This window comes from Phytobacter sp. V69 (genome assembly GCF_965644215.1).
Taxonomy (GTDB): Bacteria; Pseudomonadota; Gammaproteobacteria; order Enterobacterales; family Enterobacteriaceae; genus Phytobacter.
In genome coordinates, this window is sequence record NZ_CBFFRL010000070.1 from 1 (window position 1) to 23,640 (window position 23,640).

Annotated in this window: 17 protein-coding genes and 2 pseudogenes; 10 read left to right on the forward strand and 9 right to left on the reverse strand. The window is 58.2% G+C overall.

All coding sequences use genetic code 11. From position 1 onward, the window contains the following. Window positions 1-75 precede the first annotated feature (75 nt). From ACSZPU_RS11970 to ACSZPU_RS11990, 5 genes and pseudogenes are all read right to left on the reverse strand, one after another. Window positions 76-375: pseudogene (locus ACSZPU_RS11970) on the reverse strand (ATP-binding cassette domain-containing protein); the annotation flags it as partial. Then, a complete protein-coding gene (locus ACSZPU_RS11975; protein WP_498998934.1) occupies window positions 375-983 on the reverse strand; it encodes a DUF2291 family protein in 609 nt (202 codons plus the stop codon). The pseudogene ACSZPU_RS11970 and the gene ACSZPU_RS11975, both read right to left, overlap by 1 nt. A gap of 13 nt (window positions 984-996) precedes the next feature. Beyond that, window positions 997-1,938 carry a D-ribose ABC transporter substrate-binding protein gene (locus ACSZPU_RS11980; RefSeq protein ID WP_498998904.1) on the reverse strand — a complete coding sequence of 314 codons (942 nt, stop codon included), beginning with the start codon at window positions 1,936-1,938 and terminating at the stop codon, window positions 997-999. A 117-nt stretch (window positions 1,939-2,055) separates the two neighbouring features. Then, a complete protein-coding gene (gene entD / locus ACSZPU_RS11985; RefSeq protein WP_498998906.1) occupies window positions 2,056-2,718 on the reverse strand; it encodes an enterobactin synthase subunit EntD in 663 nt (220 codons plus the stop codon). A 50-nt stretch (window positions 2,719-2,768) separates the two neighbouring features. After that, a complete protein-coding gene (locus tag ACSZPU_RS11990) occupies window positions 2,769-5,024 on the reverse strand; it encodes a TonB-dependent siderophore receptor (RefSeq protein WP_498998909.1) in 2,256 nt (751 codons plus the stop codon). A 253-nt stretch (window positions 5,025-5,277) separates the two neighbouring features. Here ACSZPU_RS11990 and fes point away from each other — a divergent pair, with 253 nt between their 5' ends. From fes to entF, 3 genes are read left to right on the forward strand one after another with little or no spacing between them, the layout of a single operon-like run. Beyond that, a complete protein-coding gene (gene fes, locus ACSZPU_RS11995) occupies window positions 5,278-6,498 on the forward strand; it encodes an enterochelin esterase (protein ID WP_498998911.1) in 1,221 nt (406 codons plus the stop codon). Window positions 6,499-6,523: 25 nt separating this feature from the next. After that, a complete protein-coding gene (locus ACSZPU_RS12000; RefSeq protein ID WP_498998913.1) occupies window positions 6,524-6,727 on the forward strand; it encodes an MbtH family protein in 204 nt (67 codons plus the stop codon). A 10-nt stretch (window positions 6,728-6,737) separates the two neighbouring features. Next, on the forward strand, window positions 6,738-10,613 hold the full coding sequence (gene entF / locus ACSZPU_RS12005; RefSeq protein WP_498998915.1) for an enterobactin non-ribosomal peptide synthetase EntF: 3,876 nt from the start codon (window positions 6,738-6,740) through the stop codon (window positions 10,611-10,613). A 126-nt stretch (window positions 10,614-10,739) separates the two neighbouring features. Here the strand turns inward: entF and fepC are convergent, their stop codons facing one another. From fepC to fepD, 3 genes are read right to left on the reverse strand one after another with little or no spacing between them, the layout of a single operon-like run. Further along, on the reverse strand, window positions 10,740-11,540 hold the full coding sequence (fepC, locus tag ACSZPU_RS12010; RefSeq protein ID WP_498998916.1) for an iron-enterobactin ABC transporter ATP-binding protein: 801 nt from the start codon (window positions 11,538-11,540) through the stop codon (window positions 10,740-10,742). Continuing rightward, a complete protein-coding gene (gene fepG / locus ACSZPU_RS12015) occupies window positions 11,537-12,487 on the reverse strand; it encodes an iron-enterobactin ABC transporter permease (protein ID WP_498998936.1) in 951 nt (316 codons plus the stop codon). Before fepG ends, fepC begins: the two co-directional genes overlap by 4 nt. 38 nt (window positions 12,488-12,525) lie before the next feature. Further along, window positions 12,526-13,530, reverse strand: coding sequence for a Fe(3+)-siderophore ABC transporter permease (gene fepD / locus ACSZPU_RS12020; RefSeq protein ID WP_498998919.1), 1,005 nt, complete (start codon window positions 13,528-13,530; stop codon window positions 12,526-12,528). A 109-nt stretch (window positions 13,531-13,639) separates the two neighbouring features. Between fepD and entS the strand changes: the two genes are divergently transcribed. Further along, window positions 13,640-14,896 carry an enterobactin transporter EntS gene (gene entS / locus ACSZPU_RS12025; RefSeq protein ID WP_498998921.1) on the forward strand — a complete coding sequence of 419 codons (1,257 nt, stop codon included), beginning with the start codon at window positions 13,640-13,642 and terminating at the stop codon, window positions 14,894-14,896. A gap of 192 nt (window positions 14,897-15,088) precedes the next feature. Here entS and fepB read toward each other — a convergent pair whose 3' ends face one another. After that, entirely contained in the window at window positions 15,089-16,012 is a 924-nt protein-coding gene (gene fepB, locus ACSZPU_RS12030; RefSeq protein ID WP_498998923.1) for a Fe2+-enterobactin ABC transporter substrate-binding protein, read from the reverse strand. 225 nt (window positions 16,013-16,237) lie between these two features. Here fepB and entC point away from each other — a divergent pair, with 225 nt between their 5' ends. The 6 genes and pseudogenes from entC to cstA all read left to right on the forward strand — a co-directional run bounded on the left by entC (window position 16,238) and on the right by cstA (window position 23,430). Further along, window positions 16,238-17,413 (forward strand): isochorismate synthase EntC, encoded by a 1,176-nt coding sequence (gene entC / locus ACSZPU_RS12035; protein WP_498998926.1) that lies wholly within the window; start codon window positions 16,238-16,240, stop codon window positions 17,411-17,413. 9 nt (window positions 17,414-17,422) lie between these two features. Continuing rightward, window positions 17,423-19,033, forward strand: coding sequence for a (2,3-dihydroxybenzoyl)adenylate synthase EntE (gene entE, locus ACSZPU_RS12040; protein ID WP_498998939.1), 1,611 nt, complete (start codon window positions 17,423-17,425; stop codon window positions 19,031-19,033). A gap of 12 nt (window positions 19,034-19,045) precedes the next feature. Then, window positions 19,046-19,897, forward strand: coding sequence for an isochorismatase (locus tag ACSZPU_RS12045; RefSeq protein ID WP_498998928.1), 852 nt, complete (start codon window positions 19,046-19,048; stop codon window positions 19,895-19,897). Continuing rightward, window positions 19,897-20,643, forward strand: coding sequence for a 2,3-dihydro-2,3-dihydroxybenzoate dehydrogenase EntA (gene entA, locus ACSZPU_RS12050; protein ID WP_498998930.1), 747 nt, complete (start codon window positions 19,897-19,899; stop codon window positions 20,641-20,643). Before ACSZPU_RS12045 ends, entA begins: the two co-directional genes overlap by 1 nt. Further along, window positions 20,644-21,057 (forward strand): proofreading thioesterase EntH, encoded by a 414-nt coding sequence (entH, locus tag ACSZPU_RS12055; protein WP_498998932.1) that lies wholly within the window; start codon window positions 20,644-20,646, stop codon window positions 21,055-21,057. Window positions 21,058-21,325: 268 nt separating this feature from the next. Continuing rightward, a pseudogene (gene cstA, locus ACSZPU_RS12060) lies at window positions 21,326-23,430 on the forward strand (pyruvate/proton symporter CstA). The last annotated feature ends 210 nt before the right edge of the window (window positions 23,431-23,640 follow it).

A 23,640-nucleotide genomic window follows, 5' to 3' on the forward strand; every position in this document is an offset into this window, starting at 1 on the left:
ATAGTCATGATAATAGGGCCTTCTGATTAGAAGGCCCTATTATCAATGATTTTTATCCTCGTGACGACACTATCTAAGGTTTTCAAACAGGTTCAGTTCCTGGTGCACCATGCCAATACCGAGTGCGGCAGCGGCGCGGGTGCTGGAAATCTGTACCGTTTTACCGTTCAGCTCGATTTCACCGAGACTCGGTTGTTGCACGCCCGCGAGAATTTTCATCAGGGTGGATTTCCCTGCGCCATTCTCGCCGATGATCACATTCACTTTGCCGCGCCAGACGTTGTAGTCCACGTTGTCCAGCGCGATGGTGCCGGGAAAGAGCATCGATATGCCGCGCGTTCGCAGAATAATGTCATCCACAGGTACATCGCTCATTACTGTGCCTCCTGTTTCAACTCCAGTGCTGCAGCATCGGTTGCCTTACCGCCATTAATTGTGACGGCCATGAGTACGGTGGCCTGTTTGCCCACCCAGTTGTCGTCAATTTTGGGTAAGTGCTTTATCGTTTCGCGGTTGTAGGCCCGCGATAACTGCGCAAACTGAACCTGGTTAGTGAAGTCTTCAAATTTAAAGCCCGTGGCGTCGCGAATGGCGTTGCCCTGGATAACCGGCCCCGTCTGGACTTCCAGCGGTTGACCGTTAAACGTCATGACCAGTTTTTGTTCTCGTTCATTACTGACATCGACACGTTCCACCTGGCTTGTCAGGTGAACGAACACGCTGTGTGGTTTGTCGCTTGTTGCCTTCAGTTGTGTGGTGAGTGCGGTTGCATCCAACGCATGCTTGTGGGCGGCGTCGATGACGCGTTCTTGCCATGTTTGTTGCGCGATCTGCTGTGGGGTCATGTTATCGAAGCTGGCTTTCGCATTCGGATCGACAGGCAATATCGGCTTGCCGTTTGTATCCAGATCCACCACCGTGCAGGCCGTCAGCAACAGGGTGGTGCACCCTATGAATGCAGCACCCCATTGTTTTAACGATATAACATCTCCGCTCTTACTTGCTCAGGTTGAACATTTTCAGTTTGCTGGCGTTGCTTTCGTCGATCAGCATGCAGTCCATCAGCTGTTTCTCTTCTTTCTGAGCTTTGCCATTTTTCAGGAAGTGATCGGCCTGTTCGACGGCCATTTGTGCTTGCTGCCAGCCAGGCTGCAGGACGGTCGCTTTGATGTTGCCTTTGTTGATGATGGAATCACGCACGTAATCGCTGCCGTCAAAGCCAACTACGATGACGTTGGTTTTCCCGGCGGCTTTCAGCGCGGCTTCTGCACCAAGCGCCATGGTGTCGTTACCAGAGATAACGCCCACGATGTCCGGGTTGGTTTGTAAAATGGCTTCCATACGGGTGAAGGCTTCGGTCTGGCTCCAGTTTGCGGTCTGCTGTGCCACCATCTTCATGTCCGGGAAATCATCCAGCACATCGTGGTAGCCCTGAGAGCGGACGCTGGCGTTGGTGTCGGACTGACGGCCTAACAGTTCGACATACTTGCCTTTGCCGTCCAGCAGTTTGGCGAATTTTTGCGCGCCGAGCTGAGCGCCCTGGTAGTTGTTAGAGACAATTTGCGCGACGGCAACGCCGGTTTTGTTTATTTCCCGGTCAATCAGGAAAGCCGGTACGCCCGCGGCTTTGGCTTTTTCTAGCGGACCGACGGTGGAGTCTGCCCCGGCGTTATCGAGGATGATCGCCTTGGCTTTACGGGCAATCGCCGTTTCGATCAGCTGGTTTTGTTTGTTTACGTCATCGTCATGGGAAGCCACGAGGGTGGTATAGCCAAGTTCTTTGGCTTTAGCCGCCGCACCGTCCGCTTCCGCTTTAAAGAACGGATTGTCGTGTGAGGGGGTGATAATGGCGATCAGTCCGTTGTCCGCGGCAAACAGCGAGCCGGAAGCGGCGATCAGGGAAGCCAGTACAGCAGATTTCAGTAGGGTCGTTTTCATCTTCTTCTCCACATTGAATATATATTCAATAATGATTTATTATTCAAGTTAACGATAAAACGGCAATGACAAACTGTCTACGGTTTGTGCAGCAAATTTCTTAAAAGGAGAAAAGGATCACGATCCTGAGGGGATATCGCTCACCAGGGTAGTGACCTGGTCCGCATCTGCAATCCATGCAACATCGACACATATACCTGCATGTTGTCGACTAAATTGCGCATTGATACGCAGGGTGAGCGATCGGGCGTTGAGCGCTATAAGCTTTGCGCTGTGAAAGCCAGGGAAGGGAAGGGCAACGGAGGAAAACGCTTTGAAAAGGCTCTCTTTTGCTGAAAATGCAAGCGTTAGCCCAAGCGCAAAAGGCAGTGGGTTTTGCTGTAGCAGCGCGTATTCTTCGGCATTCACGATGCTTTCGGCGAGCGCTTCGCTGAGCGAGGGAGTGAAAATTGCTTCGACGTCAACGCCGACGCGATAAGGCGCGACAACGGCGATGGCGGTCTGTCCGTTATGGCTGATGCTACCGTAGAGCCCGGCGGGCCAAAGTGGTTCACCGCCAGGGGCGATACCGGGTACGGCCTGATGACCGTGTTCGCGCAGGGCATGTATGGCAGCAATTCGCCCGGCCAGATGTTCGCTTTTACGCTTGCGTCCGGTGTGCGCAACGTCAGCATGGTGGGGCAGCCACAAAAGGTCTTGCTCCGCGAAGGTCGCAGGATCAAAGCTGATGATGTGAAGTGGGTGAGAATTGAGGGGTAGCGTGGAGTGAACGGTGTGCATATTTCGCCTCACGCCCACCCTCTCCCCACAGGGAGAGGGAAGGCTGGTGCTTAGAAGTGGGTGTTAATACCCATGTACCACGTACGACCAGACTCGTTGTACGTATTGGCGCCTGCGCCGTACATCCAGCCGGTGGTGCCGCCGGTGCTCTGCGCGTTACCCATACGCCAGTGACGTTTATCAAACACGTTGTCGACACCAGCGGTCAGGCTCACGTATTTGTTCACATCCCAGGTCCCGCTCAGGCCAACGATGCTGTAAGGGCTGACTTCGTCCTTCGCAGAACCGGTAACCGGGTTACCCTGGTAGTCATATTTCTTCGGCTCTTGTTTGCCGTACCAGGTGAAGGTCGACTGTACGGAAACATCCTGCACAACCTGCCAGCTCAGCGTGGAGTTGAGGGTATATTCAGGAATGATCGACAGACGTTCGCCGGTTGTTTTGTTCTTACTTTGCAGCATGTAAGTGACGTTGTTGCTCAGGGTAACCGCGTCGGTTACCGGAATGTTCAGCGTCCCTTCCAGACCTTCTACGACTGCTTTAGGCACGTTTTCCCACTGATACAGGTCAGTCTTAGTGGTGCCGACAGAGGTCTGGCTCAGCGGTGAATAGCCTGCTTCAATCTTGTTGCGGTAGTCGTTGCGGAACCAGGTCACCCCAGCCAGCCAACCTTCATGCTTGAACTCCAGACCAATCTCTTTGTTGATGCTGGTTTCTGCTTTCAGGTCGTCGTTACCCATCATGTAGCAGCCCACGCCAGTGCCGCTGGCGTAGCAGCCCTGACCTTTACTGTACAGAATGTAGTTTGGGTTTGTCTGGTACAGGCTTGGTGCTTTATACGCACGGGCAATACCCATTTTCAGGGTAAAGTCATCGCCCAGGCCCTGTGACAGGTTCAGCGACGGGCTCCAATTGTTGCCGACCACGGTGTGGTGATCGAAACGCAGACCCGGCGTCAGCATAGTGGTGTCGGTCACTTCCATGTTGTCTTCGGCGAAGACAGAGAAGATTTCCGCGCTGGAGTACGGGCTACGACCCGTGCTGTTGAAACCGGTAATCGGGCCACCCTGCAGTGCCTGAGTATTGGACGCCATGTCCTTCATGCGCTGCTGGTTCCATTCGGTACCCACGGTCAGGTTCTGGTTGATCAGCAGATCAAACGGCACGCTCACTTCGCTGTGCAGCATCACGTCAGCCAGATCGATATCAGAGAACTTGTCGCTGTTGAACAGGCCTTCCAGCCCCCCTGCCAGCCCTTCGCCGAGACGGGAGTTGCGGGTGTGCTCATACTGCGCCCAGTTATTGGTAGTCACACCGTTATCCCAGGCACCGGTCCAGTTGACGGAATAGTTCTGGCGATAGAGACGGTTGGTCTCTTTGCCGTAGTTTTCCTTCACGAAGTTGTTGGTGCTGCTGTCGTTGTTGGTGTTCTGGGTGTCGCCTGCGTACAGGTTCCCCTGGCGGCTGTAACCGGCCTGGAACTCCAGCGCCTGTCGCGGTGCGAAATCCCAACGCACGACGCCGTTAATATCTTTGTTTTCCACACCTTCGCGCCCTGCGGCCATAGTGTTGGAGTAGATACCGGTACGTTCAGACTGGTGATCCTGGTTGATGTCGTAAGCATCGGCCTGGGTTTTACTCAGGTTGCCATACAGACGGAAGCTGACATCGCCACCCAGCGGGCCGCTCAGGCTAAAGTCGGTACGCTTGGTCGCGCCTTCGTCTTTATGCTCTGGCGCATTGAAATAGCTATTCCATGAACCGTGCCATGCCTGATCGGTCGATTTTTTGGTGATGATATTCACCACACCGCCCGCGGCACCGTTGCCATAACGCGCCGCTGCCGGGCCACGAATGACCTCGATGCGCTCGATCATGTCTGCCGGTACCCAACTGGTATCGCCACGGGTATCACGCTCGCCACGCCAGCCCTGACGAACAGAGTTGCGGCTGGTGACCGGTTTACCGTCGACCAGGATCAGGGTGTTTTCCGGACCCATACCACGGATATCGATCTGACGGTTGTTACCACGTTGACCACTGGTGGAGTTACCCGTCAGGTTAACGCCGGGCATGGTGCGGATAATTTCAGAAACGTCGCGTGCGGGTGGGTTTTTACGGATCTCATCAGCAGTGATGGTTGAAACCCCTGGCGCCTGCAAATTTTGCTGCGCTGCGCTAACAACAATAGTGTCATCATTACTGGCTGTGTCGTTGGTAGTAGTCTCTGCCGCGAAAGCGGGCAAAGCAACGCCGTAAATCCCCAAATTGACCAATAAGGTCAGGGAACGAATGTTGTTTTTCATTGTTTTTCCTGCTTTTATCGCCGCATTCCCGGTAGATCCTTTTTCCCAATAGGTAAGGAATACGGCATGCTGTTGCCATGCAGATGCGAAGAGGGTTCGTCCTGAGAAAATCCGCAAACGCTGGCACTGTTAGAATGAAAGACGCGCTCGCGAAAGCGCGGACAATACGCTATTGCAAACGCAAATAGTTATCAATAATATTATCAATATTTTTTGATCTGCAAGCAAAAGTTTCCACGATTAAAATGAGGTTATGACGTTGACGTCGACAGCGGGGAGCGAGGCCTGGTGGAAGGCAAAAGAGGGGCCGGAGTGGCGTCTGGATAACGAGGGAAATTATCACGTTACCTTCTGGTGGCGTGACCCGGCAGGCACAGAAACGACTTCCGACATTCACCATGTCTGGATTTATATCACTGGCGTCACTGACCACCATCAGCAATCAACGCCACAATCGCTGGCGCGCATTCCCGGAACGGATGTCTGGTGCTGGCAAACACATCTGGAAGCCGGCTGGCGCGGGAGCTACTGCCTGATTCCCTCCGACCAGGCTGACGACTTCTCTCCACAGGTTTTTGCCCAGACACCACCGGACCGCGCGGCATTGCGCGAAGGCTGGCGCAAGCTGCTACCGCGCGCTATTGCCGATCCACTCAATACCCACTCCTGGCGTGGCGGTCGAGGCCACCCCGTTTCGCCGCTGGCGATGCCCGGTGCGCCGCATCAGGCAGGCTGGGATCTGCCCGATTCTGCCTACACCCCGCCGAAGGTGATGCAATGGCATAGCCAGCGACTGAATAACCATCGCCGCGTGTGGGTGTACACCACCGGCGATGATCACAGCGCTGAGCGCCCGCTGGCGATACTGCTTGATGGCCAGTTTTGGGCCGAAAGCATGCCTGTCTGGCCCGCGCTGGCCGCCCTCACCGCACAGGGGTTATTGCCCCCTGCGGTTTATGTGCTGATCGATGTGATCGATACCGCCCACCGTAGCCAGGAGCTGCCCTGTAACCCTGATTTCTGGCTGGCGGTTCAGCAGGAGCTGTTAGTGCAGGTACAGGCGACGACCCCCTTTAGCGACGATGCGGCCCGTACGGTCGTGGCTGGGCAGAGTTTTGGCGGCCTGTCATCGCTGTATGCCGGGCTGAACTGGCCGAAGCGTTTTGGCTGCGTGCTGAGCCAGTCGGGTTCCTACTGGTGGCCGAATCGCGGCGGACAGCAGGACGGCCTTCTTATCGAACAACTCAAACGCGGCGAGCTATCGGCGCAGGGTCTGCGCATTGTTCTGGAAGCCGGCGTGCGTGAGCCGATTATTTTTCGGGCCAATCAGGCCCTTTATGCCCAATTACAGCACACACAGCAGACGGTTTTCTGGCGTCAGGTTGACGGCGGACATGATGCGCTTTGCTGGCGCGGCGGGCTGACCGCAGGGCTTATTACCCTCTGGCAGCCCCTGACTCGCGCTACGCAGTAAGCGCAATTTACGACAGGAGCCAGGTATGGAATTCAGCAACCCCTTCGATAATCAGCAGGGGCAATTTTTTATTCTGCAAAACGTGCAGCTGCAGTTCAGTCTGTGGCCGCAGCAGTGTGCGTTACCGCAAGGATGGCGCGTGGTGTTCGAGCCCTCCTCGCAGGATGCCTGCAACGCGTGGCTCAAGGCCAACTGGCAAAATTTAACCCCTGCGCACCACGCCAGCTAAGGAGACGCGAATGACCACACGTTTACCCCTCGTGGCCGCGCAGCCGGGGATCTGGATGGCAGAAAAACTCTCGACGTTGCCCAACGCCTGGAGCGTGGCCCACTATGTTGAGCTGGACGGCGAACTGGACGCGCAACTGCTGGCGCAGGCCATCACAGAAGGTCTGGCGCAGGCCGACACCCTACGTATGCGCTTTACGGAAGATAACGGTGATGTCTGGCAACTGCTGGACGATGACGGTGTGTTTGCCCTTCCGCAGCGCGTTGATGTTCGCCATCACGCCGAACCACACGCCGCCGCGCTGGCGCTGATGCAGGCCGATCTCGCGCAGAATCTGCGCGTGGACAGCGGCAAACCGCTGTTCTGCCATGTACTTATTCAGGTCGATAACCACCGCTGGTTCTGGTATCAGCGTTATCACCATTTGCTGGTAGATGGCTTTAGTTTCCCGGCCATTACCCGCCAGATTGCCGCTATTTACCGCGCATTGCGCGCGGGTAACGCCATTCCGCCCACGCCGTTTACGCCGTTTGCCGAGGTGGTGGATGAATATCAGCGCTATCGGGAGAGCGACGCCTGGCAGCGCGATAAAGCCTTCTGGGCAGAGCAAAAACGCACGCTGCCCGCGCCGGTTTCCCTTTCACCTGCGCCACTACCGGGCCGGGCGGCAACGACCGATATCCTGCGCCTGAAAATGTCTCTGGACAGTGCCGCATTCCGCCGCCTGACCCAGGCGGCGAGCCTGTGCCAGTCAGCCGATCTGGCGTTAGCGCTGGTGGCGTTGTGGTTAGGCCGACTCTGTGGGCGGCCCGACTATGCTGCCGGATTTATTTTTATGCGCCGCATGGGCTCGGCGGCGCTGACCGCGACCGGGCCAGTGCTCAATGTGCTGCCGCTGGGCGTGCACATTGACGAGACGCAAACCCTGGCGGAACTGGCTACTGCGCTTGCCGGGCAACTGAAAAAGATGCGCCGCCATCAGCGCTACGATGCCGAGCAAATCCTGCGTGACGCCGGACGCGCAGCCGGAGATGAGCCGCTCTTTGGCCCGGTCTTTAACGTCAAAATGTTCGATTACTTGCTTGATGTTGACGGGATTGCCGGGCAAACTCACACCCTGGCGACGGGACCGGTCAACGATCTGGAGATCGCGCTCTTCCCGGATGAAGAGGGCGGTCTGACGCTGGAAGTGCTGGCTAACCGCAGCCGCTACGATGAAAGCGTGCTCAATAACCATATCGCACGTTTGCACAGCCTGCTGAGCCAGTTTGCCGCGGATCCGACGCTGCGCTGCGGTGAGGCACAGCTGATCACCACCGATGAGTGGCAGAGAATCGAAAAAATAAACGATACCGGCATGATGTTGCCGTCCGCAACGCTGAGCCAACTGGTGGCAGAGCAGGCGGCGCGTACGCCGGACGCCCCTGCGCTGGCCGATGCGCACTGGCAGTTTAGCTACCGTGAAATGCGTGAGCAGGTGGTGGCGCTGGCGCAGCTTCTGCGTGAACGTGGTGTGAAGCCTGGTGACAGCGTTGCCGTTGCGCTACCGCGCTCCGTGTTCCTGGCGCTGGCGCTGCATGCCATTGTCGAAGCCGGTGCTGCCTGGCTGCCGCTCGATACCGGGTATCCGGATGAGCGGCTGCACATGATGCTGGAAGATGCTCAGCCGCGGCTGCTGATCACCTCTGATGACCAGCTTGCGCGTTTTAGCGAACTGCCTGGTCTGACTCACCTTTGCTATACCGCACCGCTGGCGGTGACCGGCGGTGAGCCCCTGGTGCTGTCCCGCCCGGAACACACTGCCTACATCATCTTTACTTCGGGATCTACCGGGCGGCCAAAAGGAGTGATGGTTGGGCAGACCGCGATCGTGAACCGCCTGCTGTGGATGCAAAATCAGTATCCGTTGAACGCGCAGGACGTGGTGGCACAAAAAACGCCGTGCAGTTTTGATGTCTCGGTGTGGGAGTTCTGGTGGCCGTTTATCGCCGGGGCAAAACTGATGATGGCGGAGCCGGATGCACACCGCGACCCGCAGGCGTTACAGCGCTTTTTCGCCCACTTTGGCGTGACCACCACGCACTTTGTCCCGTCCATGCTGGCGGCGTTTGTCACCTCACTCACGCCACAGACTGCGCAGGAAAGCTGCCGCACGTTAAACAAGGTGTTTTGTAGCGGAGAAGCGCTTCCGGCAGCCCTGTGCCGCGAGTGGGAACAACTGACCGGCGCACCTTTGCATAACCTTTACGGGCCTACCGAGGCCGCCGTCGACGTGAGCTGGTATCCGGCCTTTGGCGATGAGCTGGCGGCGGTGAAGGACAACAGCGTGCCGATTGGCTATCCGGTCTGGAATACCGGGCTGCGCATTCTGGACAGCATGATGCAGCCGGTACCGCCAGGTGTTGCAGGGGATCTGTATCTGACCGGCATTCAACTGGCGCAAGGGTATCTGGGACGACCGGATCTTACCGCCAGCCGCTTTATCGCCGACCCGTTTGCCCCCGGCGAGCGAATGTATCGCACCGGCGATGTGGCGCAGTGGCTGGATAACGGCGCGGTGGAATATTTGGGTCGCAGCGACGATCAGCTCAAGATTCGCGGCCAACGTATTGAGCTGGGCGAAATAGACAAAGCGCTGCAGACGCTGGTGGATGTCGCGCAGGGCGTTGCGCATGCCTGTGTGCTCAATCAGGCGGCGGCAGGTAATGGCGATGCGCGCCAACTGGTGGGTTATGTGGTGTCAGAGAGCGGCCTGCCGCTGGATCTCAGCGCGTTACGCGAGCAACTCAGCGCGCAGCTATCGCCGCACATGGTGCCGGTGGTGCTGTTGCAATTGAGCGAGCTTCCGCTTAGCGCCAACGGCAAGCTCGACAGAAAAGCGTTGCCGCTGCCTGAACCCGCGCGTGAGCAGGTCGGTCGGCCGCCGCATCCGGGAGTGGAAACGCAGGTCGCGCAGGCCTTTTCCGTGCTGCTCGGTTGCGAAGTTCAACACGCGCAGGCCGATTTCTTTGCTCTTGGCGGTCACTCTTTGCTGGCAATGCGCCTGGCTGCACAGCTGAGTGAGGCGTTTGCACGCCCGGTAACGCCGGGGCAGATTATGGTGGCCTCCACGGTTGAGAAACTGGCGGCCTTGCTGACGCAGACGCAGGCTAATAGCCAGCTCGGGCTGGAAACCCTGCTGCCACTGCGTGACGGCGACGGTCCCGTGCTGTTCTGTTTCCATCCGGCTTCCGGTTTTGCCTGGCAGTTCAGCGTGCTGGCGCGCTATCTCTCGCCGCGCTGGGGGATTATGGGCATTCAGTCACCGCGTCCACAGGGGCCGATGCAGCAGGCCGCCACGCTGGATGAGGTGTGCGAACACCATCTTGCGACTCTGCTGGCGCAGCAACCGCACGGGCCTTATCACCTGTTCGGCTACTCGCTGGGTGGAACGCTGGCGCAGGGGATTGCTGCCCGGCTGAGCGCGCGCGGGGAAACGGTGGCCTTCTTAGGGCTGCTGGATACCTGGCCGCCGGAGACGCAGAACTGGGCGGAGAAAGAGGCCAACGGGCTGGACCCGGAAGTGTTGGCGGAAATCGAGCGCGAGCGTCAGGCCTTCCTGGCAGCGCAAAAAGGGCAGACATCGACAGCGCTGTTTGCCGCCATTGAAGGCAACTATGGCGATGCGGTGCGCCTGCTGACCACGGCCCATAGCGCGAAGTTTGACGGTAAAGCGACGCTGTTTGTCGCCGAACGCACGCTGACGCCGGGGATGGATCCGCAAGAAGCCTGGGCACCGTGGGTGAATGAGCTGGAGGTTTATCGCCAGGATTGCGCCCACGTGGATATCATTTCACCGCAGGCGTTTGAAGCGATTGGCCCGGTATTGCGCGAGCTGTTGGGGTAGTTTCAGAGGGAATGTCCCCGGTGGCGCTCGCGCTTACCGGGGCTACAAGCTTATCCGCATCCGGGACATTCTCCGGTGGCGCTGACGCTTGCCGGGGCTACAAGCTTATTCGCATCCGGGACTGCATCAGACCGTCCGGCGTCCCAGCGGCACCACCAGCGGCGTGCCGGCGATGGGGTCTTCAATAATCATACAGCGCAAACCGTATACTGCTTCGATAAGCTCGGCGGTCACAATCTCTTTCGGTGCGCCTTGCGCCACAATCTTGCCGTCTCGCAGGGCAATCAAATGGGTGGCATAGCGACAGGCCTGATTCAAATCATGCAGCACCGCCGCCAGCGTATACCCCTGCTCGCGGTTTAACTCGCTCAGCAACTCCAGCAGGTCAATCTGGTAGCTGATATCGAGCCAGGTGGTCGGCTCATCAAGCAGCATGATCGAGGTTTCCTGTGCCAGCACCATCGCTATCCACGCCCGCTGACGCTGCCCGCCTGACAGTGTATCCACACTCTGCAATGCCAGCGTATCTACCCCAGTAGCACGCATCGCGCGGGTGACCGCCTGCTCATCTTCCTGACGCCAACGGGTAAACAGCGGCTGGTGCGGATAACGCCCACGGGCGACCAGCTCCTGAACGGTGATATCGCCCGGAGTGGTGGCGTTTTGAGCCAGCAGACCGACGCGACGCGCCACCTCTTTGCTGGCGAAACGCTGGATCTGCTCGCCGTCCAGATACACGTGACCTTTCTCTGGCGTCATCAGTCGGCTCAGGGTACGCAGCAGCGTCGATTTCCCGCAGCCGTTTGGCCCAATGATCGCCGTGAAGTGGCCATCGGGGATCGCGACGCTCAGGTCTTTGGCGACCACTTTTTTACCGTAGCCCAGGGTTAGTTGTTCGCCTCGCAAACGGGCCTGAGTATCGATCATTTTTTGCGGGACTCCTGAATTAACAAGGCGATAAGGTAGATACCGCCGATGCTGACGGTGACAACACCCACCGGCAACTGATAAGGGATAAACAGCCGCTGGGCGCAGATGTCCGCCGCCAGCAGAAGCAGGGCGCCACAAAGCGCCGATTGTGTCAGGCCCCAGCGTGCGGTGGCGCTAACGCGCCGGGCAATATGTGGCGCAACAAGTGCGATAAACGAGATAGGCCCGGCAAGCGCGGTGGCGCAGGCGGTCAGCACCACGGCGACCAGCATCAGCAGCAGGCGTGAACGTTCGACGCTCACCCCAAGAGCACAGGCGCTGTCATCGCCCATCTCCAGCAATTTCATGCGCCGGGAGAGCAGCGTCGCGCCGATAAACATCAGCAGAATAAACGGCGCGGACGGGAAGGTTTTCGCCCAGGTCAGGCCGTTGAGCGACCCCGCATTCCACAGCCCGGCGGTGAGCGATGTTTCCAGCGAGGCCTGTAAAATCAGCCAGGTATTGAAAGCCATCAGCATCGCCCGCACGCCAATGCCGACGATAATCAGGCGGAAGGTCTCAATGCCGTTGCGCCATGCCAGCGCCCAGACGATGAACGAGGTCAAAATCCCGCCAGCCATCGCGGCCAGCGCAATGGGCGTCAGATGCTGACCAAAGAGCACCATCGCCACCAGCACGCCGCTCCATGCCCCCGTGTTAAAGCCCATTACATCCGGGCTGCCCAACGGGTTTCGCATCAGCGACTGGAAGATAGCCCCGCTGACGCCCAGCGCGGCACCAATCAACAGCGCCATCAGCACGCGGGGCAGTCGCCACTCGGTGACGACGAGCTGCATGGCGCGCGGTGCATTTCCCGTGAGCGCATTAATGACCTGACTGCTATCGAGCATAACCGCACCGCTGCGCAGACCCCAAAGCGCAAAGGCCAGGCTGGCGAGCAGCATCAGCAGGCAGCTGATTATCAGACGACGGGACGGGGCGATCACAGGCCACCTCCACGCACGCGGCGAACCAGGATAATCAGGACTGGCGCGCCAATAAAGGCGCTGACAACCGAGACGCGCAGTTCGCCCGGCACCAGCAGGCGGCCAATGATATCGGCAAACAGAAGTAGGGCAGGGGTGGCGATAAGGGTGACCGGCAGCGACCAGCGGTGATCGGCCCCCACCAGCCAGCGCGAAAGGTGCGGCATCATCAGCCCGATAAAGGCGATGGGGCCGACGACTGCCGTTGCGCTACCGCAAAGGACGGTGATGGCCAACAGACCTAAAAGCTGGGTGCGTGCCACTTTGCTGCCGAGCGCGGTGGCGGTATCGCTGCCCAGATTGAGGCTGTTCAGCGCCCGGCTGGACATCAGCGCTACGCTTGCGGCCAGCAGCACCGGTAGCAGGACAATTTTCAGCGTTTGCAGGGTTCGGATATCCAGCGACCCGGCCTGCCAGAAGCGCAGCTGATCGTAGACATCAGCATTGAGCAGCGATATGCCGCTGGAAAGCCCTTCGAGCACGGCGGCCAGCGCCACGCCCGCCAGCGTCAGGCGCACCGGGCTAAGCTGTCCGCCGCCCTGGCTGCCGGTAAAGGCCACAATCAGCGAGGCAGCCAGCGCGCCGCAAAAGGCCAGCGACAGCTGTTCGATGGGGGAGGCGGCGCCAAAAAGGGCAGCCCCGAGGACGATCGCAAAGCTGGCCCCGGCATTCACGCCCAGCAGGCCCGGGTCGGCCAGCGGGTTGCGGGTGAGGGTTTGCATCAGCGCGCCTGCGAGACCCAGTGCGCCGCCTGCGAGTAATCCGGCCAGCGTGCGTGGCAAGCGTGCGTCGCGAATAATGGTGCAGTCTGCGCTCTGGCAGGTGCCGGTCAGCGCATCAACGATCACGCTGGCGGGCATCGCTTTTGCACCGATCAGCATACTGAGCGCCATTGCCACAATAAGCAGTATCAATAGCCCGAGGAGCGTGAAAACACGCCTCGAGGAACGAGGAAACGACATAAACATTCCTGACTTGATAATGATAGTAATTATCGTTATCGATCTTGTTTGATTATGTTACCATGCAAGCCCTGGAATGGATAAAAAAAGATTGCCTTAAGGCGTTGTAATGAACCAACAATCCCGGCTGCTGAATGTAAGCCTTTTGAAAACGCATCCGGCCTTTCGCGCCGTGTTTTTTGCCCGTTTTATCTCCATTTTATCGCTGGGTTTGCTGGGCGTGGCCGTGCCGGTACAGATTCAGGCGATGACCGGTTCAAGCTGGCAGGTGGGGCTCTCCGTGACCCTGACTGGTAGCGCGATGTTTGTGGGTCTGATGACCGGCGGCGTGCTGGCCGACCGTTACGAACGCAAAAAATTGATTCTGCTGGCGCGTGGGACCTGTGGTATTGGCTTTATTGGCCTGTGGCTTAACGCGCTGCTGCCGGAGCCGTCCCTGCTGGCGATTTATTTACTCGGTTTATGGGATGGCTTCTTCGCGTCATTAGGTGTGACTGCGCTGCTGGCGGCAACTCCGGCGCTGGTCGGGCGTGAAAATTTAATGCAGGCCGGGGCGATCACCATGCTGACGGTGCGCCTGGGCTCGGTGATTTCCCCGATGTGCGGTGGCCTGCTGCTGGCGACTGGCGGCGTGGCCTGGAACTACGGGCTGGCGGCGGCAGGAACCTTTATCACCCTGCTACCGTTACTCAGTTTGCCTGTATTGCCGCCGCCACCACAGCCGCGTGAACATCCGCTGTCTTCGCTGGTGACGGGGATTCGCTTTTTGTTCAACAGCCCGCTGATTGGCGGTATTGCTCTGCTGGGGGGCTTGTTGACCATGGCTAGCGCCGTGCGTGTGCTTTACCCCGCACTGGCCGTTGAGTGGCATATTTCGGCGGCGCAAATTGGCGTGCTGTATGCGGCCATCCCCCTTGGTGCGGCAACAGGGGCATTAACCAGCGGGCGGCTGGCGCAGCATCCGCGTCCAGGTCTGTTGATGTTGTGCAGCAGCGTGGGGGCGTTTGTCGCTATTGGTTTATTTAGCCTGATGCCGTACTGGGTGTTGGGCGCAGCGTTTCTGGCCGTGTTTGGCTGGCTGAGCGCGATCAGCTCACTGCTGCAATACACACTGATTCAAACGCAAACGCCGGAGGCGATGCTGGGGCGTATCAACGGCCTGTGGACGGCACAAAACGTCACGGGCGATGCGATTGGCGCGGCGTTACTGGGTGGGCTTGGGGTCATTATGACGCCCGCCGCCTCGGCGAGCAGTAGCGGCTTTGTACTGGCGATTGTCGGCGTGATGCTGGTGCTGACGTTGAGCGAGCTGCGCAGATTCCGTCAGACGCCGGTGGTTGCCCCGGATGGCGGCGCAAGCGCCTGATCCGGGCTACGCAACGGTAGGTCGGGTAAGCGAAGCGCCACCCGACAGGTTTTTCCCGGATGGCGGCGCAAGCGCCTGATCCGGGCTACGCACGGTAGGTCGGGTAAGCGAAGCGCCACCCGACAGGTTTTTCCCGGATGGCGGCGCAAGTGTTTTATCCCGGCTACGCGACGCGCCAGCCGGGAAAGCGTTTTAGCCAAATAGCGCGGTCAGTCGTTCTAATACTCGCGTTGCGCTGTAGTAATCGAGACGGAAGGTTTCCGCGCCCAGCGCATAAACACGCTTATTTTGCACCGCGCTCAGATGGGCAAGGAGCGGGTTGGCATTCAGCGCGTCAGCATCTTTCTGATCGCTGGCGAACAGGAACAGTGCTTCGCCGTTCAGACCGGCTGCCAGGTTCTCGCCACCGAGTTGCACGATGTCATGGCGTTTACCCTGACTTTGCAGCGTTTGCAGACCCTCCGGCAGCGTAGCGAGGGTAAATCCCAGCTCTTGCATCAGCTTGCCCTGTGCAGAATCGGTGGTCCACAGGTTCGCACTGTGTGCTGCCGGGGTATAAACCAGCGCGTTAACCGGCTGCGGTGGCAGTTTCATGTGCGCTTTGACATCGGCCATCTGCTTGTCGAATTCGGCAATACGGGTCGCAGCCTGTTTTTCCTGACCGGTGATTTCGCCCAGTTGGGTGAGCAGAGCCTGCCAGCTTTTATCGTCGTAATTGATGATCAACGTCGGCGCGATGGTGGAGAGTTGGTCGTAAAGGGTCAGCGCAGAATCACCGCCGGTGGCGCTGATCAGAATCAGGTCCGGCATTTGGGCGGCAACGGCTTCGGCGTTAGGTTCGCCAATATAAATCCGCGCGACATTGCGCGCTTTGGCCACCTCGCCCCACTGGCGCAAAAAGCCCTGATCGTCGGCAAATCGGTTGTTTGGGGTGGTAGCGCCGCTGGCAATAACCGGGGCGTCGATAGCCAGCAGGGAGCCTGTCAGCGTCACGCTGGTGGAGACAATGCGTAGCGGTTTGTGGTCGAGCGTGTGGCTGCCATGGCTATCTGTTATCTGGCGGGGCCAGTCGGCGGCGGTCGCTGCGGAAAGTCCGAAAACGAAAATACCCAACATGATAAGGGCATTACGGCATAGCAAAGGGAGTCTCACGAAGTCACATCCTGTTTTTGTTGCAGTTAATGCTTCTCATTTTCATCATTGCGCGTGATGGATGCAAGCGTTAGTCGCAAGGGGAGATGGGTGCTCTGGTTGACATGCAGGGCCATTACATTTAGCTTACCGAACCAAAATTCAAATGATAATCATTCGTAATATATTTATCATTTTTTGGAGGATGATATGGATACGTCACTGGCTGAGGATGTTCAGCAGACTGCGAAAACCCTGGCGTCAGACCAGTTCTTCTTTATGTCGCCGTTCCGCAGTTTCACCACATCGGGTTGTTTTGCGCGCGTAAGCGCACCAGCGGCAGGTGGCGACGATCCCACCGGTCTGTTCCAGCAGCAAATTGCGAAGGCGTTCGCGGATGCCCGCGCGCAGGGGATTGCGAAACCTCTGCTGGTGGGGGCTATTCCGTTTGATACCACCCAACCGTCTTCTCTGTTTATCCCAAAGACCTGGCAAACTTTTTCGCGCCCGGCCAAACAGCGCTCTTCACGCTATTTCTCGGGCCACCCAACGCCGGGCGTAGAGTCGCGTACCGAAATCCCGGAACAAAACACCTTTATGGAGATGGTTGCCCGCGGTGCCGAACTGACGGCAACCCCCGAGGTGGACAAAATTGTCCTCTCGCGCCTGATCGATATTGCTGCCGATGGGCATCTGGACAGCGGCGTGCTGCTGGAGCGACTGATTGCCCAGAACCCGGCGAGCTTTAACTTCCATGTACCGCTGGCGGAAGGGGCAGTTCTGCTGGGAGCAAGTCCGGAACTGCTGCTGCGCAAAGAGGGCGAGCATTTTAGCTCGCTGCCGCTTGCCGGTTCGGCGCGTCGCCAGCCGGATGACATGCTGGATCGTGAAGCGGGCAACAGGCTGCTGGCATCGGAAAAAGATCGTCGTGAGCATGAGCTGGTCACCCAGGCGATGAAAGCCATGCTGACGCCACGTAGCCGCGCGCTGAGTCTGCCGGATTCCCCACAGCTGGTGACCACCCCAACGCTGTGGCACCTGGCGACCCCGATTGAAGGCACCGCGCTGCCTGGCGAAAACGCCCTCACGCTCGCCTGTTTGTTACATCCCACGCCTGCACTGAGCGGTTTCCCGCATCAGGTAGCGAAAAAGCTGATTGCTGAACTGGAGCCGTTTGACCGTGAACTGTTTGGCGGCATCGTCGGCTGGTGTGATGACGAAGGCAACGGTGAGTGGGTGGTGGCGATTCGCTGCGCCAGCCTGCATGAGAACCACGTTCGACTGTTTGCCGGAGCGGGCATTATTCCTGCGTCGTCGCCCGCTGCAGAATGGCGCGAAACCGGCGTCAAGCTGTCCACCATGTTAAACGTTTTTGGCCTGCATTAAGGAGCGATGATGACCATTCCATTTACCCGCTGGCCGGATGAATTCGCCAGACGCTACCGTGAAAAGGGCTACTGGCAGGATCTGCCATTAAGCGACATTCTGACCCGCCATGCGCAAAGCGATGCCACAGCGGTGATTGACGGCGCGCGTGAGTTGACCTTCCACCAGATGCATCAGGCATCGGATAACCTGGCCTGCGCGCTGCGGGCGAAAGGGGTAGCCCGTGGTGAAACGGCGCTGGTGCAGCTTGGTAATGTGGCCGAGTTTTACATTACCTTTTTTGCGCTGCTCAAAATTGGTGTCGCACCGGTGAACGCCTTATTCAGCCACCAGCGTACGGAGCTCAATGCCTATGCCGCGCAGATCAAACCGGCGCTGTTGATTGCCGATCGCGACCATGCGCTGTTCGCCAGTGACGATTTCCTGGATGCGTTCACCGCTGAGCATGGCTCGGTGCGCGAAGTGCTGCTGCGAAATGACGGCGGGGAGCGCGCGCTGGCGGCGGCGATTAAGCGTCCGGCGGATAATTTTATCGCCACGCCGACGCCCGCCGATGAAGTGGCATTCTTCCAGCTTTCCGGCGGCAGTACCGGTACGCCGAAGCTTATCCCGCGTACCCATAACGATTACTACTACAGTATTCGCCGCAGCAATGAAGTCTGCGGTATTACGCATGAGACCCGTTACCTGAACGCGCTGCCCGCCGCGCACAACTATGCGATGAGTTCCCCAGGCTCGCTGGGTGTGTTTCTGGCGGGTGGCTGCGTTGTGCTGGCCAATGACCCCAGCGCAACGCTCTGTTTCCCGCTGATTGCACAGCATCGCATTAACGTCACATCGCTGGTGCCGCCTGCGGTCAGCCTGTGGCTACAGGCGATTGCCGAAGGGGCGGACACGGCTCAGCTTTCTACTCTGGCGCTGTTACAGGTCGGTGGCGCGCGTCTGTCCGCGACGCTTGCCGCGCGCATTCCGGCGGAGATCGGCTGCCAGTTGCAGCAGGTTTTCGGGATGGCGGAAGGGCTGGTGAACTACACGGCGCTGGATGACACGCCGGAGCGCATTTTCAACACTCAGGGACGTCAGATGTGCCCGGATGACGAAGTCTGGGTGGCGGATGAAAACGGCAATCCACTGCCGCGTGGCCAGGTGGGCCGCCTGATGACGCGCGGGCCCTATACCTTCCGCGGCTATTTCAATAGTCCGGATCATAACGCCAGCGCCTTTGATGCCGATGGCTTCTACTGCTCCGGCGATCTGATCGCTATCGATGAGGCGGGTTACATCACCGTGCAGGGGCGTGAAAAAGATCAGATCAACCGTGGTGGTGAGAAGATCGCCGCCGAAGAGATCGAAAACTTGCTGCTGCGCCATGAAGCCGTGATCCACGCCGCGCTGGTCAGTATGGAAGACAGCCTGCTTGGCGAGAAAAGCTGCGCGTACCTGGTGGTGAAAAAGCCGGTGCGGGCGGTGGAGATTCGCCGTTTCCTGCGTGAACAGGGTGTGGCGGATTTCAAGCTACCGGACCGCGTGGAGTGCCTGGAGGCACTGCCGTTAACGCCGGTAGGCAAAGTGGATAAGAAACAATTACGCCAGTGGCTGGCTGAACGCGCCCAGGCGTAACGAGGAGAAAAGATGGCAATTCCAAAACTGACCGGCTACGCACTGCCGACCGCGAATGATATTCCGGATAACAAAGTGCAATGGGCGTTTGAACCCGATCGCGCTGCGCTGCTGATCCACGATATGCAGGAATATTTCATCCAGTTCTGGGGCGCTAACTGCCCGATGATGGAAAAGGTGATCGCCAATATTGCGGCACTGCGCCAGTACTGCAAGCAGCACAATATCCCGGTTTACTACACCGCCCAGCCGAAAGAGCAGAGCGATGAAGACCGTGCGCTGCTGAACGATATGTGGGGGCCGGGGCTGACCCGTTCGCCAGAGCAGCAGCAAATTGTGGCGGCACTCGCGCCGGACGAAGCGGATACCGTGCTGGTGAAGTGGCGTTACAGCGCCTTCCACCGCTCGCCGCTGGAACAGATGCTGAAAGAAACGGGCCGCAACCAGCTCATTATCACCGGCGTCTATTCGCACATTGGCTGCATGACCACCGCCACCGACGCATTTATGCGTGATATCAAACCGTTTATGGTCGCCGATGCGCTGGCGGATTTCAGCCGTGAAGAGCATTTAATGTCGCTGAAATATGTGGCGGGTCGCTCCGGGCGGGTGGTTATGACCGAAGCGCTGCTGCCTGTACCTGCCAGTAAAGCGGCATTGCGCGCGCTGATCCTTCCGTTGCTGGATGAATCTGAAGAACCTTACGACGATGAAAATCTGATCGACTATGGCCTGGATTCGGTGCGGATGATGGCGCTGGCAGCGCGCTGGCGCAAAGTGCACGGCGACATTGATTTTGTGATGCTGGCGAAAAACCCGACCATCGATGCCTGGTGGGCCCTGCTCTCCCGCGAGGTCAACTAATGGATTTCTCAGGGAAGACCGTCTGGGTGACCGGGGCCGGAAAGGGCATCGGATATGCCACCGCGCTGGCGTTTGTGAAGGCGGGGGCCAGCGTTACCGGTTTTGATCGGGTGTTCGGGCAGGATGGCTACCCGTTTGCCACCCAGGTACTGGATATTGCCGATGCCGGGCAGGTGGCGCAGGTTTGCTCTCGCCTGCTGGAGAGTAGCGAACGGCTGGACGTGCTGGTGAACGCGGCGGGTATCTTGCACATGGGGGCAACGGACGCCCTGTCGCTGGACGCATGGCAGCAAACCTTCGCGGTGAATGTCGGCGGGGCCTTTAATCTGTTTCAGGCTACCATGGCGCAGTTTCGCCAGCAGCGTGGCGGGGCGATTGTCACCGTCGCTTCTGATGCGGCGCATACACCGCGTATTGGCATGAGTGCCTACGGTGCGTCGAAAGCGGCGCTGAAAAGCCTGGCGTTGACCGTGGGATTAGAGCTCGCGACAAGTGGCGTGCGGGCGAATATTGTCTCACCCGGCTCAACCGATACGGACATGCAGCGTACGCTTTGGACCAGCCATGATGCGGAGCAAAAGCGTATTGCCGGGTTTGGCGAGCAGTTCAAACTGGGTATCCCGCTCGGTAAGATTGCCCGACCGGACGAGATAGCCAACACCATTTTGTTCCTTGCATCCGACCTCGCCAGCCACATCACGTTACAGGATATCGTGGTAGATGGCGGCTCAACCCTGGGGGCATAGATGATCTGGAAACGTCATTTAACGCTGGATGAGCTGAACGCCACCAGTGCCAATACGATGGTGGCGCATCTGGGCATCGTCTATACCCGTCTGGGGGATGATGTGCTGGAGGCGGAAATGCCGGTTGATATCCGCACGCATCAACCCTTTGGCCTGCTGCACGGCGGTGCGTCCGCCGCGCTGGCGGAAACGCTGGGGTCGATGGCGGGTTATATGATGACCCGCGACGGGCAGTGTGTGGTGGGAACGGAGCTTAACGCCACGCACCATCGGGCGGTGTCGCAGGGTAAAGTGCGCGCCGTGTGTCAGTCGCTGCATCTGGGCCGTCAAAATCAGAGCTGGGAAATTGTGGTGTTTGACGAGCAAGGACGGCGCTGCTGTACCTGCCGATTAAGCACAGCGGTGATCGGGTAAGTCTTTTCTCCTCACCCAACCTGTAGCCCGGGTAAGGCGGTTACGCCGCCACCCGGGAAGCGTTGAACGGCTTCCCATCACATCCCTCTGTCATCTCATTCTGCATCCTCTTTTTCTTTCATATTTCCTGCTTAAGTGATCCCCGTAGCACTGTTATGTAAATGCCCGGTTTCATAACGAATTTCCAACGTTTCAAAGTTGTTAAATTTCGCGTTTTGATCTAGAAACAAAATGTAACATCTTACTCTTTCGTAAACGGATAATCGCTATGAATAACTCAGGGAAATACCTTATCTGGGCATTACTCTCCGTTGTCGGGGCGTTTGCTCTGGGCTACATCGCGCTCAATCGCGGTGAGCAGATCAACGCGCTATGGATTGTTGTCGCGGCAGTGTGTATCTATCTCATTGCCTATCGTTTTTACGGGTTGTATATCGCCAAAAATGTGCTGGCGGTCGACCCCTCTCGCATAACGCCTGCCGTGAAATATAACGATGGGCTGGACTACGTTCCGACCGACAAAAAAGTGTTGTTCGGTCACCATTTCGCGGCGATTGCCGGAGCGGGGCCGCTGGTGGGGCCAGTGCTGGCTGCACAGATGGGCTATTTACCGGGCATGATCTGGATCCTTGCCGGGGTTGTGCTGGCAGGGGCGGTACAGGACTTTATGGTGCTGTTTGTGTCTACCCGTCGTGATGGCCGCTCGCTGGGTGAGCTGGTCAAAGAGGAGATGGGGCCAACGGCCGGGGTGATTGCGCTGGTGGCGACCTTTATGATCATGGTGATCATTCTCGCGGTGCTGGCGATGATCGTAGTGAAAGCCTTGACCCACAGCCCGTGGGGCACCTACACCGTTGCCTTTACCATTCCGCTGGCGATTTTCATGGGGATTTATATTCGCTACCTGCGTCCGGGCCGCATTGGCGAAGTCTCCGTTATTGGCCTGTTTTTCCTGATCTTTGCGATTATCTCCGGCGGCTGGGTGGCGGAAAGTCCGACTTGGGCCCCGTACTTCGACTATACCGGCGTACAACTGACCTGGATGCTGGTGGGCTATGGTTTTGTGGCGGCGGTATTGCCGGTCTGGCTGTTGCTGGCTCCGCGTGATTACCTCTCTACCTTCCTGAAAATCGGTACCATCATTGGTCTGGCGATCGGCATTTTGATCATGCGCCCGACCCTTACTATGCCTGCGCTGACCAAGTTTGTGGATGGCACTGGGCCGGTCTGGACGGGGAACCTGTTCCCGTTCCTGTTTATCACTATCGCCTGTGGCGCGGTGTCGGGTTTCCATGCGTTGATCTCTTCCGGCACCACGCCGAAGATGCTGGCGAATGAAGGCCAGGCCTGCTTTATCGGTTACGGCGGTATGCTGATGGAGTCGTTCGTGGCCATTATGGCGCTGGTGTCGGCCTGTATCATCGACCCGGGCGTGTACTTTGCGATGAACAGCCCGATGGCGGTACTGGCACCTGCCGGGACGACTGATGTGGTGGCGTCTGCTGCTCAGGTTGTCAGCGGCTGGGGCTTTAGCATTACGCCGGACACGTTGAAGCAGATTGCCACGGAGGTGGGTGAGCAATCGATCATTTCACGTGCGGGCGGTGCGCCGACGCTGGCAGTGGGATGGCCTATATCCTCCATGGCGCGCTTGGCGGCATGATGGATGTGTCGTTCTGGTATCACTTTGCCATTCTGTTTGAAGCGCTGTTTATTCTGACGGCGGTGGATGCCGGTACCCGCGCGGCGCGCTTTATGCTGCAGGACCTGCTGGGGGTGATTTCACCGAACCTGAAACGCACCGACTCTTTACCCGCAAACCTGATTGCCACCGCGCTGTGCGTGCTGGCGTGGGGTTACTTCTTGCACCAGGGGGTGGTTGATCCATTGGGCGGCATCAACACCCTTTGGCCGCTGTTCGGTATCGCCAACCAGATGCTGGCCGGGATGGCGCTGATGCTCTGTGCGGTTGTGCTGTTTAAGATGAAGCGTCAGCGTTACGCATGGGTGGCGCTGTTGCCAACCGCATGGCTGCTGATTTGTACCCTGACCGCAGGCTGGCAGAAAGCGTTTAGCCCGGATGCGAAAGTGGGCTTCCTGGCGATCGCCAATAAGTTCCAGGCGATGATCGACAGTGGTACTATTCCGGCACAGTACACCCAGTCACAGCTCTCCCAGTTGGTGTTTAACAACCGTCTGGATGCCGGGCTGACCATCTTCTTTATGGTGGTGGTTGTGGTGCTGGCGTTTTACTCTGTGAAGACGGCGATGGCGTCGCTGAAAACCGACAAGCCGACGTCACAAGAGCGCCCGTATGAGCCAATGCCATCAAACCTTGATGAGATTGTGACTCAGGCGAAAAGCGCACATTAACACGAGGCCAGGTCAGCATTTATGCTGACCTGGCCCACAGTACTTACCCTCCCTCGCCCCTTTGGGGAGAGGGTTGGGGTAAGGGGAAACCGCGAGGACGTATGTTCGACACCCTTTCTAAAGCAGGCAAATACTTAGATAGTGTCGTCACAAGATTTTAGCCCAGAGAGCGATGCATCTGATCTGGACGGCAGCGAGAAATGAGGCCGT

What these genes read in the sequence shown, in the direction of transcription:
- entE (WP_498998939.1), top strand. Translation starts at nt 17,423, where the DNA reads ATGACCATTCCATTTACCCGCTGGCCGGATGAATTCGCCAGACGCTAC.
- entS (WP_498998921.1), top strand. Translation starts at nt 13,640, where the DNA reads ATGAACCAACAATCCCGGCTGCTGAATGTAAGCCTTTTGAAAACGCAT.
- fepD (WP_498998919.1), bottom strand. Translation starts at nt 13,530, where the DNA reads ATGTCGTTTCCTCGTTCCTCGAGGCGTGTTTTCACGCTCCTCGGGCTA.
- ACSZPU_RS11990 (WP_498998909.1), bottom strand. Translation starts at nt 5,024, where the DNA reads ATGAAAAACAACATTCGTTCCCTGACCTTATTGGTCAATTTGGGGATT.
- fepC (WP_498998916.1), bottom strand. Translation starts at nt 11,540, where the DNA reads ATGATCGATACTCAGGCCCGTTTGCGAGGCGAACAACTAACCCTGGGC.
- fes (WP_498998911.1), top strand. Translation starts at nt 5,278, where the DNA reads ATGACGTTGACGTCGACAGCGGGGAGCGAGGCCTGGTGGAAGGCAAAA.
- ACSZPU_RS11980 (WP_498998904.1), bottom strand. Translation starts at nt 1,938, where the DNA reads ATGAAAACGACCCTACTGAAATCTGCTGTACTGGCTTCCCTGATCGCC.
- entF (WP_498998915.1), top strand. Translation starts at nt 6,738, where the DNA reads ATGACCACACGTTTACCCCTCGTGGCCGCGCAGCCGGGGATCTGGATG.
- fepG (WP_498998936.1), bottom strand. Translation starts at nt 12,487, where the DNA reads ATGCTGCTCGCCAGCCTGGCCTTTGCGCTTTGGGGTCTGCGCAGCGGT.
- ACSZPU_RS12000 (WP_498998913.1), top strand. Translation starts at nt 6,524, where the DNA reads ATGGAATTCAGCAACCCCTTCGATAATCAGCAGGGGCAATTTTTTATT.
- ACSZPU_RS12045 (WP_498998928.1), top strand. Translation starts at nt 19,046, where the DNA reads ATGGCAATTCCAAAACTGACCGGCTACGCACTGCCGACCGCGAATGAT.
- entH (WP_498998932.1), top strand. Translation starts at nt 20,644, where the DNA reads ATGATCTGGAAACGTCATTTAACGCTGGATGAGCTGAACGCCACCAGT.
- entA (WP_498998930.1), top strand. Translation starts at nt 19,897, where the DNA reads ATGGATTTCTCAGGGAAGACCGTCTGGGTGACCGGGGCCGGAAAGGGC.
- entD (WP_498998906.1), bottom strand. Translation starts at nt 2,718, where the DNA reads ATGCACACCGTTCACTCCACGCTACCCCTCAATTCTCACCCACTTCAC.
- entC (WP_498998926.1), top strand. Translation starts at nt 16,238, where the DNA reads ATGGATACGTCACTGGCTGAGGATGTTCAGCAGACTGCGAAAACCCTG.
- fepB (WP_498998923.1), bottom strand. Translation starts at nt 16,012, where the DNA reads ATGTTGGGTATTTTCGTTTTCGGACTTTCCGCAGCGACCGCCGCCGAC.